A 19,345-nucleotide genomic window follows, 5' to 3' on the forward strand; every position below is an offset into this window, starting at 1 on the left:
GTGACCCTAGCCGCACCAGGGGTCAGATGGCGCCCGCCCGCAGCGCGTAGGCGACGGCGTGGGCGCGGTTGTTGAGGCCACAGCGCGTCATCAGGCCGTAGAGGACGTTCTTCACGGTCCGCTCGGAGTAGCACAGCTTGGCGGCGATCTCTTCGGTCCCGAAGCCCTCGGCGACCAGCCGCAGCACGTCGCACTCGCGCGCGGCGAGCCCGGACAGCGTGAGCCCGTTCGGCTCCAGGACGTCCTTGCGCATCCGCTGGACCTGGGAGAGCAGCGCGCCCTGCAGCCGCGGCGGCAGGTTCGCCGTGCCGTCGCCCGCGGCGAGCACCGCCGTCACCAGCTCGGCGCCGCCGGTCTCGCGGCGCGGCAGGATCGCGACGACGCCGCTCTCCAGCACCGCCATCAGGTCGCTCTCGCGGAAGTGCTCGACGACCAGCACGACGTGCGACGCCTTGGCCGCGCGGATCTCCCCCAGCACCGCCTCGGTGACGTGTTCTTCCATCACCAGCAGCACGTCGGGCACGAGGTCGGTGACCCGGACGTCCGGATGGGACTCCAGGAGGGTCACCGCGCCGGCGTGCGTGATCGGGTCCGAGGCGAGGACGGCCACTTCGACGGGCTTCATGACAGCAGTGTGAACTGCGTGTCTTCACGCCTTCCCTATTCCGTCTTCACGCACGTGAAGGAATCACCGCACCCCGCGGCCGAGCTCGCCGAACGCCGCCCGCGCCCGCGCCACGCACGCCGGCATCCGCGCGGCCGCCCGCGCCCAGTCCCGCTTCGCGCGCAGGTACTCCTCCCGCGCTTCGGCCGTCCAGCCGGCCAGCTCCGGCTCCACCGACGACTCCAGCTCGGCGAGCAGGTCGCCCAGCTCGCCGGTGATCGCCCCCATCCGGTCCAGCACCAGGTCCGCGAAGCCGAGTTCGAGCTCGTGCCGGGTCATGACCGCCGGGGCCGCGGCACCCGGCCGCCGGTCGCCTCGACCAGCCGCGCCAAGCTCGCGAGGATCACGTCGAACTCCTGCTCCCAGTCGCTCATCGCCTGGCCCAGCCGCACGGACGCCTCGCCGCGCCACGAGGCCTGGACCATCGCCATCCCGCTGTCGACAGCGCGCAGCCGGGCACCCGCCGTCTCGATGGCGTACGCGAACCGGGCGGCGGCCCGCTTCATGTCCTCCGTCGGCGCGGCTGTGGCCATTCGGGCTCCTCGGGTCTCGGGGGCGTCCCGAGGGTGGCGCACGCCGTCGGCGCGGCGGAACCCCGGCCCGTGCCCCGTTGCCCGAATGTCCGCCATCCTTGCCTGCCGGTTCACCGCGGCCGCGTATGCTCACGTCAGGCATCCGGCGCGTGACGGTTCGTCAGCGCACGAAGGGAGATCGATGTCGGCTGCGGAAGGCTCCGCACCGAGACTCCAAATGCTCGGCCCGGTGAAAGCCTGGCAGGGGGACACGGAGCTCGACCTCGGCTCCGCGCACCGTCGGACGGTTCTCGCGGCACTGGCGATGAACCCGAACCGCACGGTCTCGCGCGAGGAGCTGATCGACGCCGTCTGGGGCGAGGCGCCGCCGCAGAGCGCGCAAGGATCCATCTACACCTACGTCTCCGGCCTGCGGCGCGCCCTCGAACCCGGCCGCGCCAAGGGCGAGGGCCCGCAGCTGCTCGCGTCGATCGGGTCCGGCTATTCGCTGCGCCTCGACGCCGGCGCGATCGACGTCCACCGCTTCGAAGCGCTGCGGGAGCTGGCTCAGCGCAAGCAATCCGCCGGCGATCTGCGAGGTGCGCGCGAAATCCTCGACGAGGCACTGGACCTCTGGCACGGCGTCCCGCTGTCCGGGCTGCCCGGGCCGTTCGCCGCGGCGCAGCGCGCCCGGCTGGCCGAGGTGCGGCTGGCGACGATCGAGCGGCGTGCCGAGATCGTGCTGGAATCGGGCGGGCACGCCGAACTCGTCGCCGAGCTGACCGCGCTGACCCGCGAACACCCGTACCGCGAAACGTTGCGCGGCTTGCTCATGCGCGCCCTGGCCCGCTCGGACCGGCGCACCGAGGCGATCGCCGTGTACACCGACGTCCGGGACAAGCTGGTCGAGTCGTCGGGCACCGAGCCGGGGCCCGCACTGCGGCGGATTTACGAGCAGCTGCTGGAAAAACCGGCCCCGAAGCCGCCGCCGGCCCCCGTGCGCGTGACACGGTTCCCCGTGACGTCACTTCCGGATCGCGCGGACGTCTTCGTCGGCCGCGAGGCCGAACTGGCCCGGCTGCGCGAAGCCGTCGCCGATCTCGAGGCGGGCGCCGGCCGGTCGCTGTGGCTCGAAGGCGAACCGGGCAGCGGCCGCACCGCGCTGCTGGCCGAGCTGCTCACCATGGCCCAGGACCTGAAGCCCGCCTTCGCCGCGGCGGACGCGCTCGACCAGCGGTTCGCGCTGCGGCCGTTGCTCGACGCGCTCGGCGTGCACCCGCGGGCCACCGACGAGCGCCGCGCGAACCTCGCCGCGCGGCTCGGCGAGCAGTCCGGCGAAGACCCCGTCGACGGCCTGCTCGGGCTGGTCCGCGAGCTGTGCGCGGAAGCGCCGCTGGTGCTCGCGATCGACGACCTGCACTGGGCCGACGACACCACGTTGCGCGTCTGGCGCTACCTGAGCCGGGAGACGCGGCAGCTGCCGCTGCTGCTCGTCGGCGCGTCGCGGCCCGTGCCACGGCCGGCCGCGCTCGACGAGCTGCGAGCTGAGCTCGACAACGATGTCACCGTGCTCGCCCTGCCGCCGCTGACCGAGGCCGACACGCACGAGCTGGCCACCGAGCTCGTCGGCGCGCCACCCGGGCCGGGCCTGCGGACACTCGTGTCGTACGCGTCCGGGAACCCGCGCTACGCCAGGGAAATCGTCGAGACGCTGCTGGCGCAGTCGATGATCGTGCTCGACGGCGTCCACGCGCACCTGGACGGCAACTCCTGCCAGACCATCCCGGCGCCGCTGGGGTCGCGGATCACGCTGTACCTGAGCTTCCTCTCCAGCGGCACGCGCGACACGCTGCGCTGGGCCGCGTTGCTGGGGCGGGCGTTCTCGTTGTCGGACATCGCCGTCGCCACCGAGCGGCCGCCCACGGCGCTGGTCGGCGCGGTCGACGAGGCGATCACGTCCGGCGTGCTCGTCGAGTCGGGTGACCGGCTGGCGTTCCGGCACCCGTTGCTGCGCCGCGTGCTCTACGAAAAGACGCCCGCGGCGATGCGCGTGGCGCTGCACCGGCAGCTGGCCGAGGCGTTCACCGCCGCGGGCGCGCCCGCCGACCGCGTCGCCGAGCAGCTCGCCGCCGCGCCCGCGCAGGTTGACCCGTGGGTGACCGCCTGGCTGCTGGACAACATCGGCACGGTCGCCACCGAGACCCCGCGGGTCGCCGTCGACCTGCTGCGCCACGCCGTCACGCAGGGCGCGCTGCCGCCGGACGCGCGCGAGACGCTGACCGCGACCCTGGCCCGGCTGCTGTTCTGGCTCGGCCGGGAGCCGGAGGCCGAGGCGCGCTCGGTCGTCGCGCGGACGTCGGACAGCAGGCGTGCGGCCGAAATGCGCTGGATCCTGGCGTACGTCTACTACCGCCGCGGCGACTTCGCCGAGGCGACGGCCGAGCTGAAGCGGACCCTCGACGACGCCGACGTCCCCGAGACGTGGCGCGGGCGGCACGAATCCCTGCTGGCGACGCTGGAAAAGCTCGGCGACGAGACGGACCTGGTGCCGGCCGGGCTGCACCCGCTCGACGACGCGGCGCTGTCCGTGCCGACCATCGACAGCCTCGACGAAGCCGCCGAACCCCTCGACGCGGCCCGGCGGATCGCCGCCACCCGCGCGGTGCCCGGCGAGATGCACCTGGCCGGTGCCGTGCACTACTACTGGCTGGGCCGCTGGGCCGAAGCCCTCGAAGAGCTGGACGCGGTGATCCGCGATCGCGCGGAAACGACGTCGTACGTCTTGCGCAGTCCCGGCTCGCTCCTGCTCGTGCACGGCGTCGGCGCGCTGATCGCCGGGCACCGCGGCGAGCCGGCGCAGGCCCGGACCCACGTCGACCTGGCCGGGCGGCAGCACTGGCCGCAGGGGCTGGAGCCCGACGGCGGCGACTTCCTGCTCGCGGCCCGGGCCCTGCTGGCCGAGCAGGACGGCCGGCCCGAGGCCGCGCTGGCCGCGTTGCTGCCGCTGCTGGAGGAGAACTACCCTCCCGCCGCGCGGCACCAGTGGCTGCCGGACCTCGTGCGGCTCGCCGGGCAGCTCGGCGACACCGAACGCGCGCGCCAGGCGCTGCGCCTGCTGGAGACCGACGGCGAAGTCCCGCCCGCGCACGCGGCGGCGGCCGCGCACTGTCGCGGCCTGGTCACCGGCGACCCCGAACCGGTGCTGACGGCGGTCTCCCACTACCGCGTCGCGGGCCGGCTGCTCAAGCAGGCCAAGGCGAGCGAGGACGCGGCGATCCTGCTGGCCCGGACGGGCCGGCTCGACGCCGCCCGGACGGAGTTCCGGGCCGCGCTGACCGCGTACACCGGCATGGGCGCGGTGTGGGACGTCCGGCGCGCGGAGAGCCGCATGCAGCCGTTCGGCATCCGGCGCGCCAACGCGGTCCGGCCACGCGCCGCCGCCGGGGAGTAGGTCCGCCGCGGGCATATCGATCGGGTGATCGGTACTCGGCCCGCCCGAAGCCGGGATCATCCGGCCACCGCGCAACCCTTCCGGGCTTGCCACGTCAGTAAGCTGCCGGAGAAGTCGGCACCGAGAGATGTCCGCCGGGGTCCTGGGGGCCCGCCCCCGGCGGGTTCGTCCCCAGAGGGAACGGAACGGCATGCTAGGGGAAGCGGACACCAGTCTGCGAGTGGGCTTGCTCGGCCCGCTACGGGCCTGGCGCGGGGCGGCCGAAATCGGCCTCGGCCCCGCTCGTCAGCGTGCCATCTTCGCCGTGCTCGCGGTCAACGCCGGCCGTCCGGTCCCGCGGGCCGAGCTGATCGCCGGGGTCTGGGGCGACGCCGCGCCTGCGAGCGTCGAGGGCAGCGTCCACACATACGTCTCGGGGCTGCGGCGGGCGCTCGAACCGGACCGGTCGCGCTGGTCGGCCGCCAGCGTCCTGGTGTCGGACCCCGCCGGGTACTCATTGCTGCTCGGTGAAGACGCCCTCGACGCGGCCGTCTTCGAACGACATCGCGAAAGCGCGCAGCTGCTCCTCGACCGGGGCGACCCACGGGCGGCCGTCACCGAGCTGGACGCCGCCCTCGCGCTCTGGCAGGGCGAAGCGCTTTCCGGCGTCCCCGGCGAGTTCGCCGAGCGGCACCGCGAATACCTCGCCGAGCTGCGGCTCAACACGCTCGAGCGGCGCGCGCAGGCGTTGCTGGCCCTCGGCGGGCACCTCGACCTCGCGCCGGAGCTGGCGGTGCTCGCCGGTGAACACCCGCTGCGGGAGTCGCTGCGCGAGTCGCTCATGGTCGCCCTCTACCGCAGCGGCCGGCCCGCCGACGCGCTCGACGTCTTCCGCGACGCCCGCGCCACCCTCGTCGACGAGCTGGGCGTCGAACCCGGCCCGGCGCTCCAGCGGCTCCACCAGCAGATCCTCGCCCAGGACCCGGCACTCGACGCGCCCGCGGCGCCGGTCGAGGTCACCGGGCACCGCCTCTTCGGCCGCGAAGCCGAGACGGCGAAGCTCGCCGAGCTCGTCGCCGACGTCCGGGCCGGGCGCGGCCGGGCCGTGTGGATCGAAGGCGAGGCCGGGATCGGCAAGTCCGAGCTGCTCGCCAGCTCGCTGCCGGACGGCCCCGGTTTCCAGCGGCTCGCGGCGGCGGCCGACGAGCTGAGCACCCGGTTCCCGCTGCAGGTGATGCTGGAGTGCCTGGCGATCGACGCGCATTCGGCCGACCCGCGGCGCGCGCGGGTCGCGAACGAGCTCGCCGGCGAGGGCCCGGTCCGGCGCAGCTGGGGCCCGGCCGACCCGGTGCTCGGCGCCGTCGACCGGCTGCTGGCCCTGGTCGACGAGCTGTGCGCGGACTCGCCGCAGGTGCTCGTGCTCGACGACCTGCAGTGGGCCGACGAGGCGTCCGTGCTGGTCTGGCACCGCCTGTGCGCGGCGACCCGGCAGCTGCCGCTGCTGCTGGTGGCCGCGACCCGGCCGGCGCCGGACCGCGCCGAGCTCGCCCAGCTGCGCCGCGGCGTCCAGGCGCGCGACGGCGTCGTGCTCGACCTCGGGCCGTTGACCGGCGAGGACGTCGGCCGGCTGATCGAGGACCGGATCGGTGCGGCCCCCGGGCCGGGACTGCGCGAGCTGGCCGCCCGTGGTGCGGGAAACCCGTTGTACGTCAAGGAAATGGTCGACGTCCTGGTGCAGGCCGGGGCCGTCGAGCTGAGTGGCGGTCAGGCCGACGTCGACGAGCGCGAGGAGTTCGAGGCGCCGCGCTCGCTGGTCGCGGCGGTGGACCGGCGGCTCGACTTCCTCCCCGCGCGGACGCAGGAAGTGCTGCGCTGGGGCGCGTTGCTGGGCATGGAGTTCGCGGTCGGGGACATCGCCGCGGTGCTCGGCACGCGGCCGTCGGACCTGCTGGAGCCGCTGGAAGAAGCCGTCGCGGCGAACGTCCTGATCGACACCGGGACGCAGCTGGCGTTCCGGCATCCCCTGCTCCGGCAAGCGCTTTACGACCGGCTGCTCGCCGGGACGCGCGCGGCGCTGCACCGCCAGGCCGCCGAGGCGCTCGCCGGGATCGGCGCGCCGGTCAAGCGCGTCGCCGAGCAGCTGGTCGCCGCACCGGCCACTGTGGACGAATGGGTGCTGGACTGGCTGACGGGCCACCACGCGGCCGTGTCGAACCGGGCGCCGCTGATCGCCGTCGAACTGCTGGAGCGGGCACTCGCCACGTGCCCCAGCGACGACCCGCGCCGCGAAATCCTGCTGGTGGCACTGGTCAAGGTGCTCTTCCGGCTGGAGCGCAACCCGGAAAGCCTGGCGCAGCAGGCCCTCGAAGTCGCCACCGACCCCGACTCCGTCGAGGAGGTGCGGCACGTGCTCGCGGCCCTGAAGCACCGCCGCGGCGACACCGAGGGCGCGGTCGCGACGCTCGGCGCGTCACCCGACGACCCGGCCGTGCCGGAGCTCTGGCGGGTGCGGCACCGGCAGCTCCTGGCGAACTTCCGCCGGGGCGACCTGTCCGATTTGGACACCGCGGAGAAGGCCGCGCACGAGACGAAAGCGCTCGCCGGCGGCGACCGGTACCTGACCGCGCACGCGCTGCAGACGTTGTGGCTGGTCGATTCCGTGCGCCGCGAGCACGACTCCGCGCTCGCGCACATCGACGCGGCGATCGACGCGGTCGGCGACGAACACGAGCTGGCCGACCTGCACCTCGACCTGCTCGACAACCGCGTCTTCACGCTGCAGAACCTCGACCGGCTCGCCGAGGCGAACGAGGCCCTGCGCGCGGCGGGCGAAGTCGCGGCGCGGCACGCGATGCCCGTCGGCCTGCAGGTGTCGGTCGCGGTCCACCGGTACTGGGAGGGCCGCTGGGACGAGGCGCTGGTCGAGCTGGACACCGTCACCGAGGACGGCCCGGCGATCACGTTCTACGGCCTGCGCGAGCCCGGCCCGGCGGCGCTGCTGCTGCACGGCGTCGCGGCGCTGATCGCGGGCCGCCGTGACGACCGCGCACAGGCCGCGGCTCACCTCGACGCGGCGGAGGAGTACGCCCCGGCCACCGGCGCCGAGCGCGAGAGCTTCGACTTCCTGCTGGTCGCGGACGCCCTCGCCGCGGAGCAGCGCGGCGACCGGGCCCGCGCGATGACCGTCCTCGAACCGATCCTCAACCCGACGTACGCGCAGATGATGCTGCGGCACCAGTGGCTGCCGACGTTCGTCCGCCTGGCGATGGAGCAGGACGACCGCGTCCGCGCCGGCCGGGCGTTGGCGGTGTGCGAAGAGGAAGCGGCGAAGGAGCGACGGCCGGCCCGGGCGCACGCGGCGGCGTCGTGGTGCCGCGGGCTGATCGAGGAGGACCCGGCCGCGGTCCTGGAGACGGCGGAGCACTTCCGGGCGGTCGGCCGTCGCCCGGAGCTGGCGACGGCATTGGAAGACGCGGCGGTCCTGCTCGCTCGAGCCGGTCGGTTGGACGCGGCCCACGCGGCGTTCGAGGAGGCCGCGGAGCTGTACACGGCGTTGGGAGCCCGCTGGGACCTGCGCCGGGCGGAGACCCGGCTGCGCCGGCTGGGGGTCCGCCGCGGCGCGATGTTCGCCGCGATCCGCCCCGGCCACGGCTGGGAGTCCCTGACACCGATCGAGGTCCGGATCGCGAGCCTGGTCGCCGAGGGCCGGTCCAACCCGGACATCGCGACGGAGCTGTCCCTCCCCCGCCGGACGGTGCAGGCCCACGTGGCCCGCCTGCTGGGCAAGCTGGAAACACCGTCCCGCTCGGGCGTCGCCGACGCCTTCCGCCGACGCCCCTGACCGTGTCGACCCTCGAATCACGCGTGATCGGAGGGTCGACACGGCTAGTCCGGGAGGGCGTTGGCCTTCGCGATCCGGCCGAGGAAGCGGCCCGAGTCCTTGACCGTGCGTTCCTGGGTTTCGAAGTCCACGTGCACGAGGCCGAAGCGTTGCGAATAGCCCATCGCCCACTCGAAGTTGTCCAGCAGTGACCAGGCGAAGTACCCGCGGACGTCCGCGCCGCCGCGAATCGCGTCGTGGACCGCGTGCAGGTGCTCGAGGAAGTAGTTCACGCGGGCGGCGTCGTGCACCCGGCCGGCCACCACGGTGTCCACAAAGGACGCGCCGTTCTCGGCCACCACCAGCGGCAGCCCGCCGGACCGCGTGGAAATCCAGTCGAGCAGCGAAGTGAGCGTCGAGGGCGACTGCTCCCACCCGAACGCCGTCAGCGGTGGCGGAGCGGGCAGGACGTCCAGCCCCCGCAACCCCGGCAGCGGGCAGTTGCTCGGCCCGAGCGGGTCCTCGAGCGGCGTGACGCGCGCGGGCGCGTAGTAGTTGACGCCCAGCCAGTCGATCGCCGCCGCGATGGTGTCCGTGTCGCCGTCGCGCACCGAGGCCGCGAACCGGCCGCCGTGGTGCGCGACGTCGGCCACGACGTCCGAGGGGTAGCCGCGGCCCAGCACCGGGTCGAGGAAGAACCGGTTGTGGATCCCGTCGAACTTCCGCGCCGCCTCCTCGTGCGCCGGCGACGTGCCGTCCGCCAGCGCCGGGGCGAAGTTCAGCGCCAGCGAGAACTCGTGCCCCGGCCGCGCCTGCTCGGTCAGCGCCCGCGTCGCCAGGCCGTGCCCGAGCAGCAGGTGGTGCGCCGCGACCAGGGCCGTGTCGTAGTCCTGGACGCCCGGTGCGTGCACCCCGCTGCCGTACCCGAGGAACGCCGCGCAGAACGGCTCGTTGATCGTCGTCCACTGGTTGACGCGGTCACCGAGGGCGTCGTGGACCACCGCCGCGTACTCGGCGAACCGGTACGCCGTGTCGCGGGCCGGCCAGCCGCCTTCGTCCTCCAGCGCCTGCGGCAGGTCCCAGTGGTACAGCGTCAGCACCGGCACGACGTCGCGGCGCAGCAGCTCGTCCACCAGCCGGTCGTAGAACGCGAGCCCGGCCGCCGACGCCGTCCGCCCGTCCGGCATCACCCGCGGCCACGCCACCGAGAACCGGTACGCGCCGAGGCCCAGGTCCGCGAGCAGCCCGACGTCCGAGGCGTAGCGGTGGTAGTGGTCGCAGGCGACCTCGCCGGACGCGCCGTCCTGCACGTTGCCCGGCACCGCCGCGAAGGTGTCCCAAATGGACGGGCCGCGGCCGCCTTCCCGCACCCCGCCCTCGACCTGGTAGGACGCGGTCGCCGCGCCCCACAGGAAGCCCGCCGGAAACGAAAGCTCGGTCATACTGGCGCTCCTCTCAGGATCCCCCGGACGATGTGGCGGCCCAGCACCAGGAACAGCGCGATCACGGGCAGCACGCCCACGGTCGCGCCGGTGAGCATGAGCGCGTAGTCGGTGTAGTACCCGCTGGCCAGCTGGGACAGGGCGACCTGCACCGTCGGGGTTTCGTTCGGGTCGAGGACCACCAGCGGCCAGAAGTAGTCGTTCCAGGTGGCCATGAACGTGAGCATCGCGAGCACCGCGGCCGCCGGGCGCAGCGAGGGCACCGCGACGTGCCAGTACGTGCGCAGGATCGACGCGCCGTCGACGGTCGCGGCGTCGACGAGGTCCGCGTCGATCGCGTTCTCGCACGCCTGGCGCATCCAGAACACGCTGAACGCGCTGAGCAGCCCGGGCACGATCACCGCCTCCAGCCGCCCGTACCAGCCGAGGTCGCCGACCACCAGGTACAGCGGGATGACGCCAAGCTGGGCCGGCACCATCGCCGAGCCGACGACGAGCAGGAACAGCGTGTTGCGGCCGGGGAACCGCAGCCGCGCGAACGCGAACCCGGCCAGGCTCGCCAGCACGACGTTGGACACCATCACGGTGCCCGCGACGATCAGCGAGTTCCCGATGGCGAGCCAGAAGTCGACGGTGTCGAACACGCGGCGCACGTTCTCGAAGAGGTGCCCGCCCGGCAGCAGCAGCGGAGACGTCTCCCCGATCGCCGAGTTGTCCCTTGTGGACACCACGAACGACCAGTACAGCGGGAAGATCGACGCGCCGAGCACGCCGACGAGCACGACGTAGACCCAGCCGCCGGGGCGCTTCACGCGGCCCTCACGAACCGGCGCACCAGCCGGTAGTTGACCAGCGCGAACAGCGCGCAGATCACGAACATCACCCACGTCAGCGCGGCCGCGTAACCGGCGTCGAAGTGCGTGAAACCCTTCTCGTACAGGTACATCACGAGGGTCTGGAACTGGCGGTCGTTGCCGCCGGTCCCGCCGGACCCGCCGGCGTCGAACAGCTGCGGCTCGGCGAACAGCTGCAGGCCGTTGACCGTGCCGGCGATCGCGGTGAAGGCCAGCGCGGGCCGGATGCCCGGCACGGTGACCGACCAGAACGTCCGCCACCGCGAAGCGCCGTCCAGCGCCGCGGCTTCGTAGAGGTCGCCGGGCACGGCCTGCATCGCGGCCAGGTAGATCAGCGCGTTGTAGCCCGTCCAGCGCCAGAGCACCATCGACGCCACCGCGAAGTGCGACGTCCAGGTCTTCGCCTGCCAGTTCACCGGCGCGACGCCGAACCAGCCGAGGACTTCGTTGACGACGCCGTAGTCGCGGCTGAACAGCTGCCCGAACACGAGGCCGACCGCGACGACGGACACGACGTTCGGCAGCAGGATCCCGGTGCGCCACCAGGTCGCGCCGCGCAGCGGCCGGTCGAGCAGGGCCGCGATGCCCAGCGCCAGCAGGAACTCCGGGACGGCCGCCATCAGGAAGATGCCGACGGTGTTGCCGAGCGCGTTGTAGAAGCGCGGGTCGGTGAGCAGCTCGCCGTAGTTCGCGAGGCCGAGGTAGCCCTGGTCGCCCTCGAGGAGGTTCCAGTGCCGCAGCGACACCCACGCGGTGTACAGCAGCGGGAACGCGCCGAAGACGACGAACAGCCCGAAGAACGGCGCGACGAGCAGCAACGGCGTGACCTTGCGGTCGAAGCGGGCGAGCCGGTGGTGCACGCGCAGCTACTTCAGGACGGCTTGCGCCTGCTGGACGGCTTCCGCCCAGGCCTGGTCGACGCTCTGGTCGGTCTTGTCCTCGATCCGGCCGAGCGCGCGGCCGAACTCGGGCCGGACGTCGGCGTCGCGCAGGCCGCGGTAGTTGGGCCGCAGCTTGTCGGCCGACGCGGCGAAGATCCGGCCGATCGGCGCGTCCCCGAAGTACGGGTCGGTGTGCGCGACGACCTGCGGGTCCGTGTACACCGACGGCTCGCTGGGCAGGATGCCGTCGGAGAGGAAGAGCTTCTTCTGCTGTTCCGGCGCGGTCAGCCAGCGCGCGAGCTCGTACGCCTCTTTCGGGTGCTCGCTCTGCTTCGGCACGGTCAGGAACGAGCCGCCCTGGTTGCCGCTGCTGCCGGGCACGGTCGTGACGTCCCACTTGCCCTTGGTCGCGTCGCCGCCGGCTTCCTTGATCTGGCTGAGCATCCAGGCCGGGCAGGCGACCGTCGCGAAGCTGCCCTGCTTGATGGCGACGTTCCAGGCCTGCGTGAACGTCGTCGCGGCCGCCGTCTGGCCCTTCGCGGCGATGCCGCCGGCGAGGTAGAAGGCGGTGCGCACGCTGGGGTTGCGGTCGGCGATGAAGGAGTCGTCGGCCGCGGAGAAGTAGTTCTCGGGCGACTGGTTGAGCATCGCCGTGTAGACCGTCCCCGCCGAGTCGGCGAACTTCACGTTCGGCGTCTTCTCGGTGAAGCGCTCGGCCGTGGCCGCGTAGGCGTTCCAGTCCGGCATCAGCTTCGCGACTTCGTCGCGGTCGGCCGGCAGGCCCGCGGCCTGGAACAGGTCGCGGCGGTAGCAGAGGGCGAGACTGCCCATGTCGGTGCCGAGGCCCAGCACGAACGCGCCGTCGGTGCCCTGCGCCCACTTCCAGGGCGCCCACTGCTTTTCGAGGTCGCGCGCGCCGTACTGGGCGAGGTCGACGAACTTGTCCTTCGCCTTGCGGTACTGCGGGATGTACTGCTCTTCGATGGCGACGACGTCGGCGGCGCCGTGCCCGGTGGCGAGCTGCGTCGCGAGCCCCTTGTGGTGGGTGTCGAAGTCGGTGACGCGGTTCTGCACCGTGATGTCCGGGTGCAGCTTCTGGTACTCCGCGATCAGGGGTGCGTAGCCGAATTCGCCGAAGGTGGCGATGGTGAGCTTCGTCTTGCCACCGGCGTCACTCGGGCTGCAGGCGGCGAGCAGGACCAACGCGGCGGCCACGGCGGCCGTCCGGCGGGTGAGCGTTCGCACAGGCGTGAGCTTCCCTCAGATCACACCGGCCCGCACGGCATAGGCGACCGCGTGCGGCCGGTTGCGCAGGTTGAGCCGGTTGGTCATGGCGTAGATGACGTTCTTCACGGTCCGCTCCGAGTAGCAGAGCTTGCCCGCGATCTCGGCAGTGTCCCAGCCTTCCGCCATCAAGCGAAGCACATCCACCTCGCGCGGCGTCAGCGACGCCCCCGCGCCCTCGCGGGCCAGCGCTTCGACCTGGTCGCGCAGCGGCGCCGTGCGCCCGCGCGCGGCGGCGAGCACGCTGTCGGTGAGCCGGTCGAGCGCGGTCCGCGGCAGCACCACGGAGACGTGGCAGTCGGCCAGCAGGCTCAGGTGCCCCTCGTCGACGTGCGCGGCGACGAGCACGATCGCGGCGGGCGACTCGGTGGCGGCGGCCCGCAGCGCGGCGACGACGTCGCGGTCGACCTGCCCGACGGCGAACACCAGCACCGACGCCTCGGCGCGGCGCGCACGCGGGACGACCAGCAGCTCCGGCCGCGACTTCAGGTGGTTGGTCAGCCCCGTGAGCGCGATCGGGTCCGACGCCCACGCGGTCACTCGCACCTGGTCCATCGAGGCCCCTCCCCACTGTCCGTGTCCTGGTGGTGTCAGTCTGCTGAGGCCGCCTTCACGAATTCTCTAGCTCGCGTGGAGCCATTCTTCACGCCGTGAAGTCGGCCCGTCGTCTACCGTCGAGGCGCAAGCGAAACGCGTGAAGGGACCGATGAACCGCCGAAGTCCAGCCACCTCCGGGGTGGCGCTGTGCACCGTCCTCGCATCCCTCCTGGTCACGGGCTGCCAATCGGCGTCCGTGCCGGGTTCGGCGGTTCCGTCGGCGCCGTCGCCCCGGGCCCTCCCGGCTTCGACGCCCGCGCCGGCCCCGACGTCCGGCTTGGCCCGGCCCGGTGACTGCGCATCGCTGGTGCGCGGCCTCGACGTCCGCCGCCAGGTCGCGCAGCTGGTCGTCGTGGGGGTGTCGGGCGACAACCCGGGCGCCGCGGTGTCGCTGGTGCGCGACAACCAGGTCGGCGGGATCTTCATCGGCGGTAACGCAACAGCGTTGTTGAAAGAGCGTGCCCTGGACGCCGTCCAGGCCGCGGCCCAGCTCCCGGTCGCGGTTTCGGTCGACGAGGAGGGCGGCCGCGTCCAGCGCATCGACGACCTCGACGGCGACATCCCGTCCGCGCGCGAGATGGCCGCGACGAAGTCGCCGGCCGAGGTCCGCACGCTGGCCGCCGACCGCGGCCGCCAGCTGCGCGCCCGCGGCGTGACCGTCGACTTCGCCCCGGACACCGACGTCACGGACGCCCCGGACGACGACGTCATCGGCGACCGCTCCTTCAGCCCCGACCCGGTGCGCGTGAAGACCTACGCCACGGCGTTCGCCGCGGGCCTGCGCGACGCGGGCGTCCACCCGGTGCTGAAGCACTTCCCGGGCCACGGTCACGCCTCGGGCGATTCCCACCAGGGCACGGTCGTGACGCCGCCGCTCGCGCAGCTGCGAGCCGTCGACCTGGTGCCGTACCGCGACCTCGCGGACTACGGGCCGGTGTCGGTCATGGTCGGCCACCTCGACGTGCCCGACCTGACCAACGGCGTCCCGGCGTCGGTGTCGCCGGCCGCGTACCAGCTGCTGCGCGGCGAATTCGGGTTCACCGGCCCGGTCGTGACCGACGACCTCGGGGCGATGAAGGCGATCACGGCGCAGTACCCGCTGCCGGACGCGGTTCTGAAGGCCCTGCAGGCGGGTGCGGACGAGGCGCTGTGGTCCTCGGGCGGCCGGGTGGACGAGGTGCTGAACCGGCTCGTGCGGGCCGTCCAGTCCGGGGAGCTGCCGAAGGCCCGCGTGCAGGAGTCGGTGACGCGGGTGCTGCGCAGCAAGGGCGCGTGCGGCTGATCCTCCCTAAACTCCTCGGCGGAACGCCACCTACCTGAGGAGCGGAATGGCAAACCTGGGCGGCACTTTCAGCCTCGGCGGGGAAGTCCCCGTGACCCGGATGGGGTACGGGGCCATGCAGCTGGCCGGCCCCGGTGTCTGGGGCCCGCCGCGCGACCACGACACCGCTGTCGCCGTGCTGCGCGAAGCCGTCGAAAGCGGTGTCACCCACATCGACACCAGCGACTACTACGGCCCGCACACCGTCAACGCGCTGATCAAGGAGGCCCTTCACCCGTACCCGGAGGCGCTGACGATCGTGACGAAGGTCGGCGCGCGGCGGACGCCGGACAAGGCGTGGCCACCCGCGTTGTCCGCCGGCGAGCTGACCGAGGCCGTGCACGACAACCTGCGCAACCTCGGCGTCGAGGCCATCGACGTGGTGAACCTGCGCCTGGGCAACGCCGCCGGCGACTACCCGGTGCGGATGTCGCTCGCCGAGCCGTTCGGGGTGCTCGCCGACCTGCGGCAGCAGGGCCTGATCAGGCACTTGGGCGTCAGCCACGTCACCGCGGAGCAGCTCGACGAGGCGAAGGCGATCGCACCCGTCGTCTGCGTCCAGAACCAGTACAACCTGGCGCACCGCGAGAACGACGACCTCGTCGACAAGTGCGCCGCCGAGGGCATCGCCTTCGTGCCGTACTTCCCGCTCGGCGGGTTCAGCCCGCTGCAGTCGGGCATCCTCGACGAGTGCGCCGCCCGCCTCGGCGCTACGCCGATGCAGGTCGCGCTGGCCTGGCTGCTGCGGCGGTCGGCGTCGATGCTGCTCATCCCGGGCACGTCGTCGCTGGAGCACCTGCGCGAGAACCTCGCCGCGGCTTCGCTCGAGCTGCCGGCGGACGTCCTGGCCGACCTCGACCGGATCGGGGCCGCCTGATGGCCGAGTGGGGCGACCTGGTCGCGTACATCAGGCAGGAATACCGCGTGGTGCGCGACGATCCCGACGAGATCCGCATCCGGCTGATCTTCGGCGACGACCCCGACACCGAGCAGCGGGCGCAGGTCGTGGTCATCGCGCGCGAGATCCTCGACCAGCGCGAGGACTGGGTCCAGATCGCGACGCCGTTCGCCCGCCACGACGAGGTCGACCTCCTCGACGTGCTGACCGAGGTGGGCAACTCGACCGTCGTCGGCGGCCTCGCGGTGATGGGCGACCACCTCGTGCTGCGCCATTCGCTGCCGCTGATCAACCTGGACATCAACGAGTTCATCGACCCGCTCGAGCTGGTGGCGGGCGCGGCGGAGCTGCTGGAGCAGCAGTTCACCGGCCGCGACGACTACTGAGCGGGACCACTGCCCAGGGAGAGGCCGCCGAGCAGGGCGACGCCGAGGGTGCCGCCGGGCTGCTCACCGCGTCGAGCAGCCCGGCGGCCGACCCCGTCTCGTGCGGCCGGACGCGGTGCAGCCGCAACGGGACGAGGAACGTCAGCCCGGGTCGTCCTCGCGGCCGCAACCCGCTGACCTGCGGGTGAGTGCCCGCGACGGGTACCCGACGCGGTCCGCCCGCCAGCGGGCCGCAGGTGCTCGCCCAGGCCAAGGCCATCGCGGTGCAGCGGGCGGCGAGCCCACGCCAAAGCCGCCGCGCGCACCCCACAGCGCCCCGGCCGCCCGCGGGTGGCCGGGGCGGCGGTGGCCGCCCCGGCCGCACCCGATCAGCGTGCCTGCGGGATTCGCACTCTCACGGCCGGCGTCTGCAGGATCCGCTGCAGCCGGGCGCGGCCCAGCCGGTGGAGCATCTCCCCCAGCTCCTCCGGCGCGATACTGCCTTCGAGGTCCAGCCGCGTCAGTTTGACGACGCGGTCGATCTCCGCGGCCGGGAGCCGTCCCGCGAACTCCCCGGCCAGCCAGACCCCGACCTCGTCCACGACGTCAGCCGGCCGGCTCCTAACGGTCATCGCTCGCTCTCCTCGTTTCGGGTCGCCTTCACCCAGGTCGGGGCCGGAAAATCCCGGTCCGACGCAGGTCCGACGAAGTGACTCGCGAGCCATGACGCCGAATCGCGGAAATCGGTGGCACAAACGCTTTCCGTGTCCGGTCCGGTGAAATCCGTGACCGTTCCGTGTCACTCACATGGGCTGTTCGCCGCCGCAAGTTGTCGGCCGATCGGGTGGAAAACGGGGGAACCTCGCCCGTGCCGCGTACGGGACAGGACGCTGGAGACGTCCGGTAGTGCGGGCGTTCCCTTGCGGGACGCGGAAACGGAGACGCGATCCATGGCCCGGTACGACCGGACCGACCTCGGGGCGTACAGCCTGGGGTTGCTCGAAGCCGCGGAGGCGGCACGGGTGGAGCGGCACCTCGCGGCGTGCTCGGACTGCCGCCAGGAGGTCCGCGAGTTCGAGGCCGTCCGCTCGATGCTCGACCACCTCGGCCGCGCCGAGTCCACTTAGGACCACGAAGACCTGCGGTTTTCCAGGTATTGCCCGCGTGCGGGCACGAAAACCGGCGCGAGGGCGGGACACGCACGGCGAATCCGGAGTGCAGCGCAGGCGGTTCAACCCGGGAGACGAACGCGCACACCCTCTGCCCGGATCACCCGGTTTCTTGACTGGACTAGACCAATCTGCTCTAGTGACCGGTGTCACCCTCGTCCCGGCCGGATGAGCACACCCCCTCCGACACCGGGCGCCCCCGCGCCCGGGCTCCGTCGTGGCCGAAGGAGTGAGCCAGTCTTGAGAAGACGTCTTGTCGCGGTCCTGTCCGCATTCGCCGCCGTCGCCGGGCTCGTGCTCGGCGTGCCCGCCGCGACCGGCCAGGCCCCGCAGGCCGCGGCCGCCGCCTGCAGCGCGCCGAACTGGGTCGCGGGTCAGTGGTACGACGTGGGCGCGATCGTCCGCTACACCAACGGCGGCTACTACCGCGCCAAGAACGCCAACCCGGGCTACGACCCGGTCATCAGCACCTGGTACTGGGAGCCCTACGGCTGCGACACCGGGGGCGGCGGCACCTCCTGCAGCTACCCGAACTGGGTCGCCGGGCAGTGGTACGACGTCGGCGCCATCGTCCGCTACACCAACGGCGGCTACTACCGCGCCAAGAACGCCAACCCGGGCTACGACCCGATCATCAGCACCTGGTACTGGGAGCCCTACACCTGCGGTGGCGGCACCGACCCCGGCAACCCCGGCGCGTTCGTCGTCAGCGAAGGCCAGTTCAACCAGATCTTTCCCGGCCGCAACAGCTTCTACACCTACAGCGGCCTGACCGCGGCCCTGTCGGCCTACCCCGGGTTCGCGACCACCGGCAGCGACACCGTGAAGAAGCAGGAAGCCGCCGCATTCCTCGCGAACGTCGACCACGAAACCGGCGGGCTCGTCTACATCGTCGAGCAGAACACGGCCAACTACCCGCACTACTGCGACTGGGGCCAGTCCTACGGCTGCCCGGCGGGCCAAGCGGCGTACTACGGCCGCGGGCCGATCCAGCTGAGCTGGAACTTCAACTACAAGGCCGCGGGTGACGCCCTCGGCATCGACCTGCTGGGCAACCCCTGGCAGGTCGAGCAGAACGCGGCCGTCGCGTGGAAGACCGGGCTCTGGTACTGGAACACCCAGAGCGGCCCCGGCACGATGACCCCGCACAACGCGATGGTCAACGGCCGCGGCTTCGGCGAGACCATCCGCAGCATCAACGGCTCGATCGAGTGCAACGGCGGCAACCCCGCCCAGGTCGAGAGCCGCGTTTCGAAGTACCGCCAGATCAGCGCCGTCCTCGGCGTCGACCCCGGCGCGAACCTCTACTGCTGACGTGCCGCGAGCGGCTCGCCCGTCCACCGGGCGAGCCGCTCGCCGAGCAGGCGGCCCACCGCGGCCGGCTGGTCGTTCAGGTAGAAGTGCCCGCCCGGGAACGTCACCAGGTCGAACCCGCCGGACGTGAACGGCGCCCACCGCCGCGCCTCCGCCTCGTCGATCCGCGGGTCACGGTCGCCGATGAGCGCGACGACCGGGCAGCTCACGTCGGGCCCGGGCCGGTAGTGGTAGGCCGCCGCGGCCCGGTAGTCGTTGCGCAGCACCGGCAGCATCATGCTGACGAGCGGCTCGTCCTCCAGCACCCGCGTGTCGGTGCCGCCGAGCCGCAGGAGGTCGGCGAGCAGCTCGTCGTCGGTCCGCTCCTGGACCGGCCCCGGCGGTGGCGGCACCCGGCGCCCGGACACGAACAAGCCCAGCAGCGGGGCCTCGAACCGCCGCGCCACCTCGAACGCCAGGCTGCCGCCCATGCTGTGCCCGAAGAACGCCACCGGTCCGGCGGGCTCGGCGGCGAGCACCTCCGCCACCCGGTCGGCGAGCACGAACAGGTCGTCCACCAGGGGTTCGGCGTGCCGGTCCTGCCGGCCCGGGTACTGCACCGCCAGCACGTCGACCGCGGGGGTCAGCGCGGCCGAAAGCGCGTGGTAGGAGCTCGCCGCACCGCCGGCGTGCGGGAAGCACACGAGCCGCGGCGCGCCGGGTGCGGCGGGGTGGAAGCGCCGGAGCCACAGTCGGGAACGCGTCATACCGGCGAATGTCCCAGACCGGACGGGCCCGGGTCGTCGCCTATCGTG

Annotated in this window: 17 protein-coding genes; 7 read left to right on the top strand and 10 right to left on the bottom strand. The window is 72.9% G+C overall.

Translation table 11 applies throughout. The annotated features are described in order from the left end of the window. Positions 1-22: 22 nt before the first annotated feature. The 3 genes from ACWEN0_RS02600 to ACWEN0_RS02610 all read right to left on the bottom strand — a co-directional run bounded on the left by ACWEN0_RS02600 (position 23) and on the right by ACWEN0_RS02610 (position 1,197). Positions 23-625: a helix-turn-helix transcriptional regulator gene (locus ACWEN0_RS02600; protein WP_451968279.1), complete on the bottom strand. Its 603-nt coding sequence runs from the start codon at positions 623-625 to the stop codon at positions 23-25. Positions 626-688: 63 nt separating this feature from the next. Continuing rightward, positions 689-943, bottom strand: coding sequence for a WXG100 family type VII secretion target (locus tag ACWEN0_RS02605; RefSeq protein WP_451968281.1), 255 nt, complete (start codon positions 941-943; stop codon positions 689-691). Then, entirely contained in the window at positions 940-1,197 is a 258-nt protein-coding gene (locus tag ACWEN0_RS02610; RefSeq protein WP_451968283.1) for a WXG100 family type VII secretion target, read from the bottom strand. The genes ACWEN0_RS02605 and ACWEN0_RS02610 overlap by 4 nt, the downstream gene beginning before the upstream one ends. A gap of 229 nt (positions 1,198-1,426) precedes the next feature. Between ACWEN0_RS02610 and ACWEN0_RS02615 the strand changes: the two genes are divergently transcribed. Next, positions 1,427-4,627 (top strand): BTAD domain-containing putative transcriptional regulator, encoded by a 3,201-nt coding sequence (locus ACWEN0_RS02615; protein ID WP_451968285.1) that lies wholly within the window; start codon positions 1,427-1,429, stop codon positions 4,625-4,627. A gap of 220 nt (positions 4,628-4,847) precedes the next feature. Then, positions 4,848-8,447, top strand: coding sequence for a BTAD domain-containing putative transcriptional regulator (locus tag ACWEN0_RS02620; RefSeq protein ID WP_451968287.1), 3,600 nt, complete (start codon positions 4,848-4,850; stop codon positions 8,445-8,447). A gap of 44 nt (positions 8,448-8,491) precedes the next feature. Here ACWEN0_RS02620 and ACWEN0_RS02625 read toward each other — a convergent pair whose 3' ends face one another. From ACWEN0_RS02625 to ACWEN0_RS02645, 5 genes are read right to left on the bottom strand one after another with little or no spacing between them, the layout of a single operon-like run. Next, positions 8,492-9,868, bottom strand: coding sequence for a GH1 family beta-glucosidase (locus ACWEN0_RS02625; RefSeq protein ID WP_451968289.1), 1,377 nt, complete (start codon positions 9,866-9,868; stop codon positions 8,492-8,494). Continuing rightward, positions 9,865-10,680: a carbohydrate ABC transporter permease gene (locus ACWEN0_RS02630; RefSeq protein ID WP_451968291.1), complete on the bottom strand. Its 816-nt coding sequence runs from the start codon at positions 10,678-10,680 to the stop codon at positions 9,865-9,867. The genes ACWEN0_RS02625 and ACWEN0_RS02630 overlap by 4 nt, the downstream gene beginning before the upstream one ends. Next, a complete protein-coding gene (locus tag ACWEN0_RS02635; protein ID WP_451968293.1) occupies positions 10,677-11,582 on the bottom strand; it encodes a carbohydrate ABC transporter permease in 906 nt (301 codons plus the stop codon). The genes ACWEN0_RS02630 and ACWEN0_RS02635 overlap by 4 nt, the downstream gene beginning before the upstream one ends. 6 nt (positions 11,583-11,588) lie before the next feature. Beyond that, positions 11,589-12,848, bottom strand: coding sequence for an extracellular solute-binding protein (locus tag ACWEN0_RS02640; protein ID WP_451968294.1), 1,260 nt, complete (start codon positions 12,846-12,848; stop codon positions 11,589-11,591). Between the two features lie 15 nt (positions 12,849-12,863). Continuing rightward, the gene (locus ACWEN0_RS02645) at positions 12,864-13,442 is read right to left on the bottom strand and encodes a response regulator transcription factor (protein ID WP_451968296.1); all 579 of its coding nucleotides are present in this window, start codon (positions 13,440-13,442) and stop codon (positions 12,864-12,866) included. 151 nt (positions 13,443-13,593) lie between these two features. On the opposite strand from ACWEN0_RS02645, the gene ACWEN0_RS02650 reads away from it, so the two are divergent. The 3 genes from ACWEN0_RS02650 to ACWEN0_RS02660 are packed head-to-tail and all read left to right on the top strand — an operon-like array spanning position 13,594 to position 16,089. Continuing rightward, a complete protein-coding gene (locus ACWEN0_RS02650; RefSeq protein ID WP_451968298.1) occupies positions 13,594-14,766 on the top strand; it encodes a glycoside hydrolase family 3 N-terminal domain-containing protein in 1,173 nt (390 codons plus the stop codon). 46 nt (positions 14,767-14,812) lie between these two features. Next, a complete protein-coding gene (locus ACWEN0_RS02655; protein WP_451968300.1) occupies positions 14,813-15,682 on the top strand; it encodes an oxidoreductase in 870 nt (289 codons plus the stop codon). Then, positions 15,682-16,089 carry a hypothetical protein gene (locus ACWEN0_RS02660; protein ID WP_451968302.1) on the top strand — a complete coding sequence of 136 codons (408 nt, stop codon included), beginning with the start codon at positions 15,682-15,684 and terminating at the stop codon, positions 16,087-16,089. Before ACWEN0_RS02655 ends, ACWEN0_RS02660 begins: the two co-directional genes overlap by 1 nt. Positions 16,090-16,457: 368 nt before the next feature. Here ACWEN0_RS02660 and ACWEN0_RS02665 read toward each other — a convergent pair whose 3' ends face one another. Next, positions 16,458-16,700, bottom strand: coding sequence for a hypothetical protein (locus tag ACWEN0_RS02665; protein WP_451968304.1), 243 nt, complete (start codon positions 16,698-16,700; stop codon positions 16,458-16,460). A 318-nt stretch (positions 16,701-17,018) separates the two neighbouring features. Between ACWEN0_RS02665 and ACWEN0_RS02670 the strand changes: the two genes are divergently transcribed. After that, positions 17,019-17,195 carry a zf-HC2 domain-containing protein gene (locus ACWEN0_RS02670; protein WP_451968306.1) on the top strand — a complete coding sequence of 59 codons (177 nt, stop codon included), beginning with the start codon at positions 17,019-17,021 and terminating at the stop codon, positions 17,193-17,195. 336 nt (positions 17,196-17,531) lie between these two features. Further along, positions 17,532-18,551: a glycoside hydrolase family 19 protein gene (locus ACWEN0_RS02675; RefSeq protein ID WP_451969817.1), complete on the top strand. Its 1,020-nt coding sequence runs from the start codon at positions 17,532-17,534 to the stop codon at positions 18,549-18,551. Here ACWEN0_RS02675 and ACWEN0_RS02680 read toward each other — a convergent pair. Further along, positions 18,542-19,297 carry a thioesterase II family protein gene (locus tag ACWEN0_RS02680; protein WP_451968308.1) on the bottom strand — a complete coding sequence of 252 codons (756 nt, stop codon included), beginning with the start codon at positions 19,295-19,297 and terminating at the stop codon, positions 18,542-18,544. The two genes, ACWEN0_RS02675 and ACWEN0_RS02680, sit on opposite strands and share 10 nt — an antisense overlap. Positions 19,298-19,345 lie beyond the last annotated feature (48 nt).

The organism is Amycolatopsis sp. NPDC004378 (assembly GCF_053602455.1).

Coding starts and splice junctions, on each gene's coding strand:
- ACWEN0_RS02655 (WP_451968300.1), top strand. CDS start 14,813: ATGGCAAACCTGGGCGGCACTTTCAGCCTCGGCGGGGAAGTCCCCGTG.
- ACWEN0_RS02650 (WP_451968298.1), top strand. CDS start 13,594: ATGAACCGCCGAAGTCCAGCCACCTCCGGGGTGGCGCTGTGCACCGTC.
- ACWEN0_RS02680 (WP_451968308.1), bottom strand. CDS start 19,297: ATGACGCGTTCCCGACTGTGGCTCCGGCGCTTCCACCCCGCCGCACCC.
- ACWEN0_RS02670 (WP_451968306.1), top strand. CDS start 17,019: ATGGCCCGGTACGACCGGACCGACCTCGGGGCGTACAGCCTGGGGTTG.
- ACWEN0_RS02600 (WP_451968279.1), bottom strand. CDS start 625: ATGAAGCCCGTCGAAGTGGCCGTCCTCGCCTCGGACCCGATCACGCAC.
- ACWEN0_RS02660 (WP_451968302.1), top strand. CDS start 15,682: ATGGCCGAGTGGGGCGACCTGGTCGCGTACATCAGGCAGGAATACCGC.
- ACWEN0_RS02665 (WP_451968304.1), bottom strand. CDS start 16,700: ATGACCGTTAGGAGCCGGCCGGCTGACGTCGTGGACGAGGTCGGGGTC.
- ACWEN0_RS02625 (WP_451968289.1), bottom strand. CDS start 9,868: ATGACCGAGCTTTCGTTTCCGGCGGGCTTCCTGTGGGGCGCGGCGACC.
- ACWEN0_RS02645 (WP_451968296.1), bottom strand. CDS start 13,442: ATGGACCAGGTGCGAGTGACCGCGTGGGCGTCGGACCCGATCGCGCTC.
- ACWEN0_RS02610 (WP_451968283.1), bottom strand. CDS start 1,197: ATGGCCACAGCCGCGCCGACGGAGGACATGAAGCGGGCCGCCGCCCGG.
- ACWEN0_RS02605 (WP_451968281.1), bottom strand. CDS start 943: ATGACCCGGCACGAGCTCGAACTCGGCTTCGCGGACCTGGTGCTGGAC.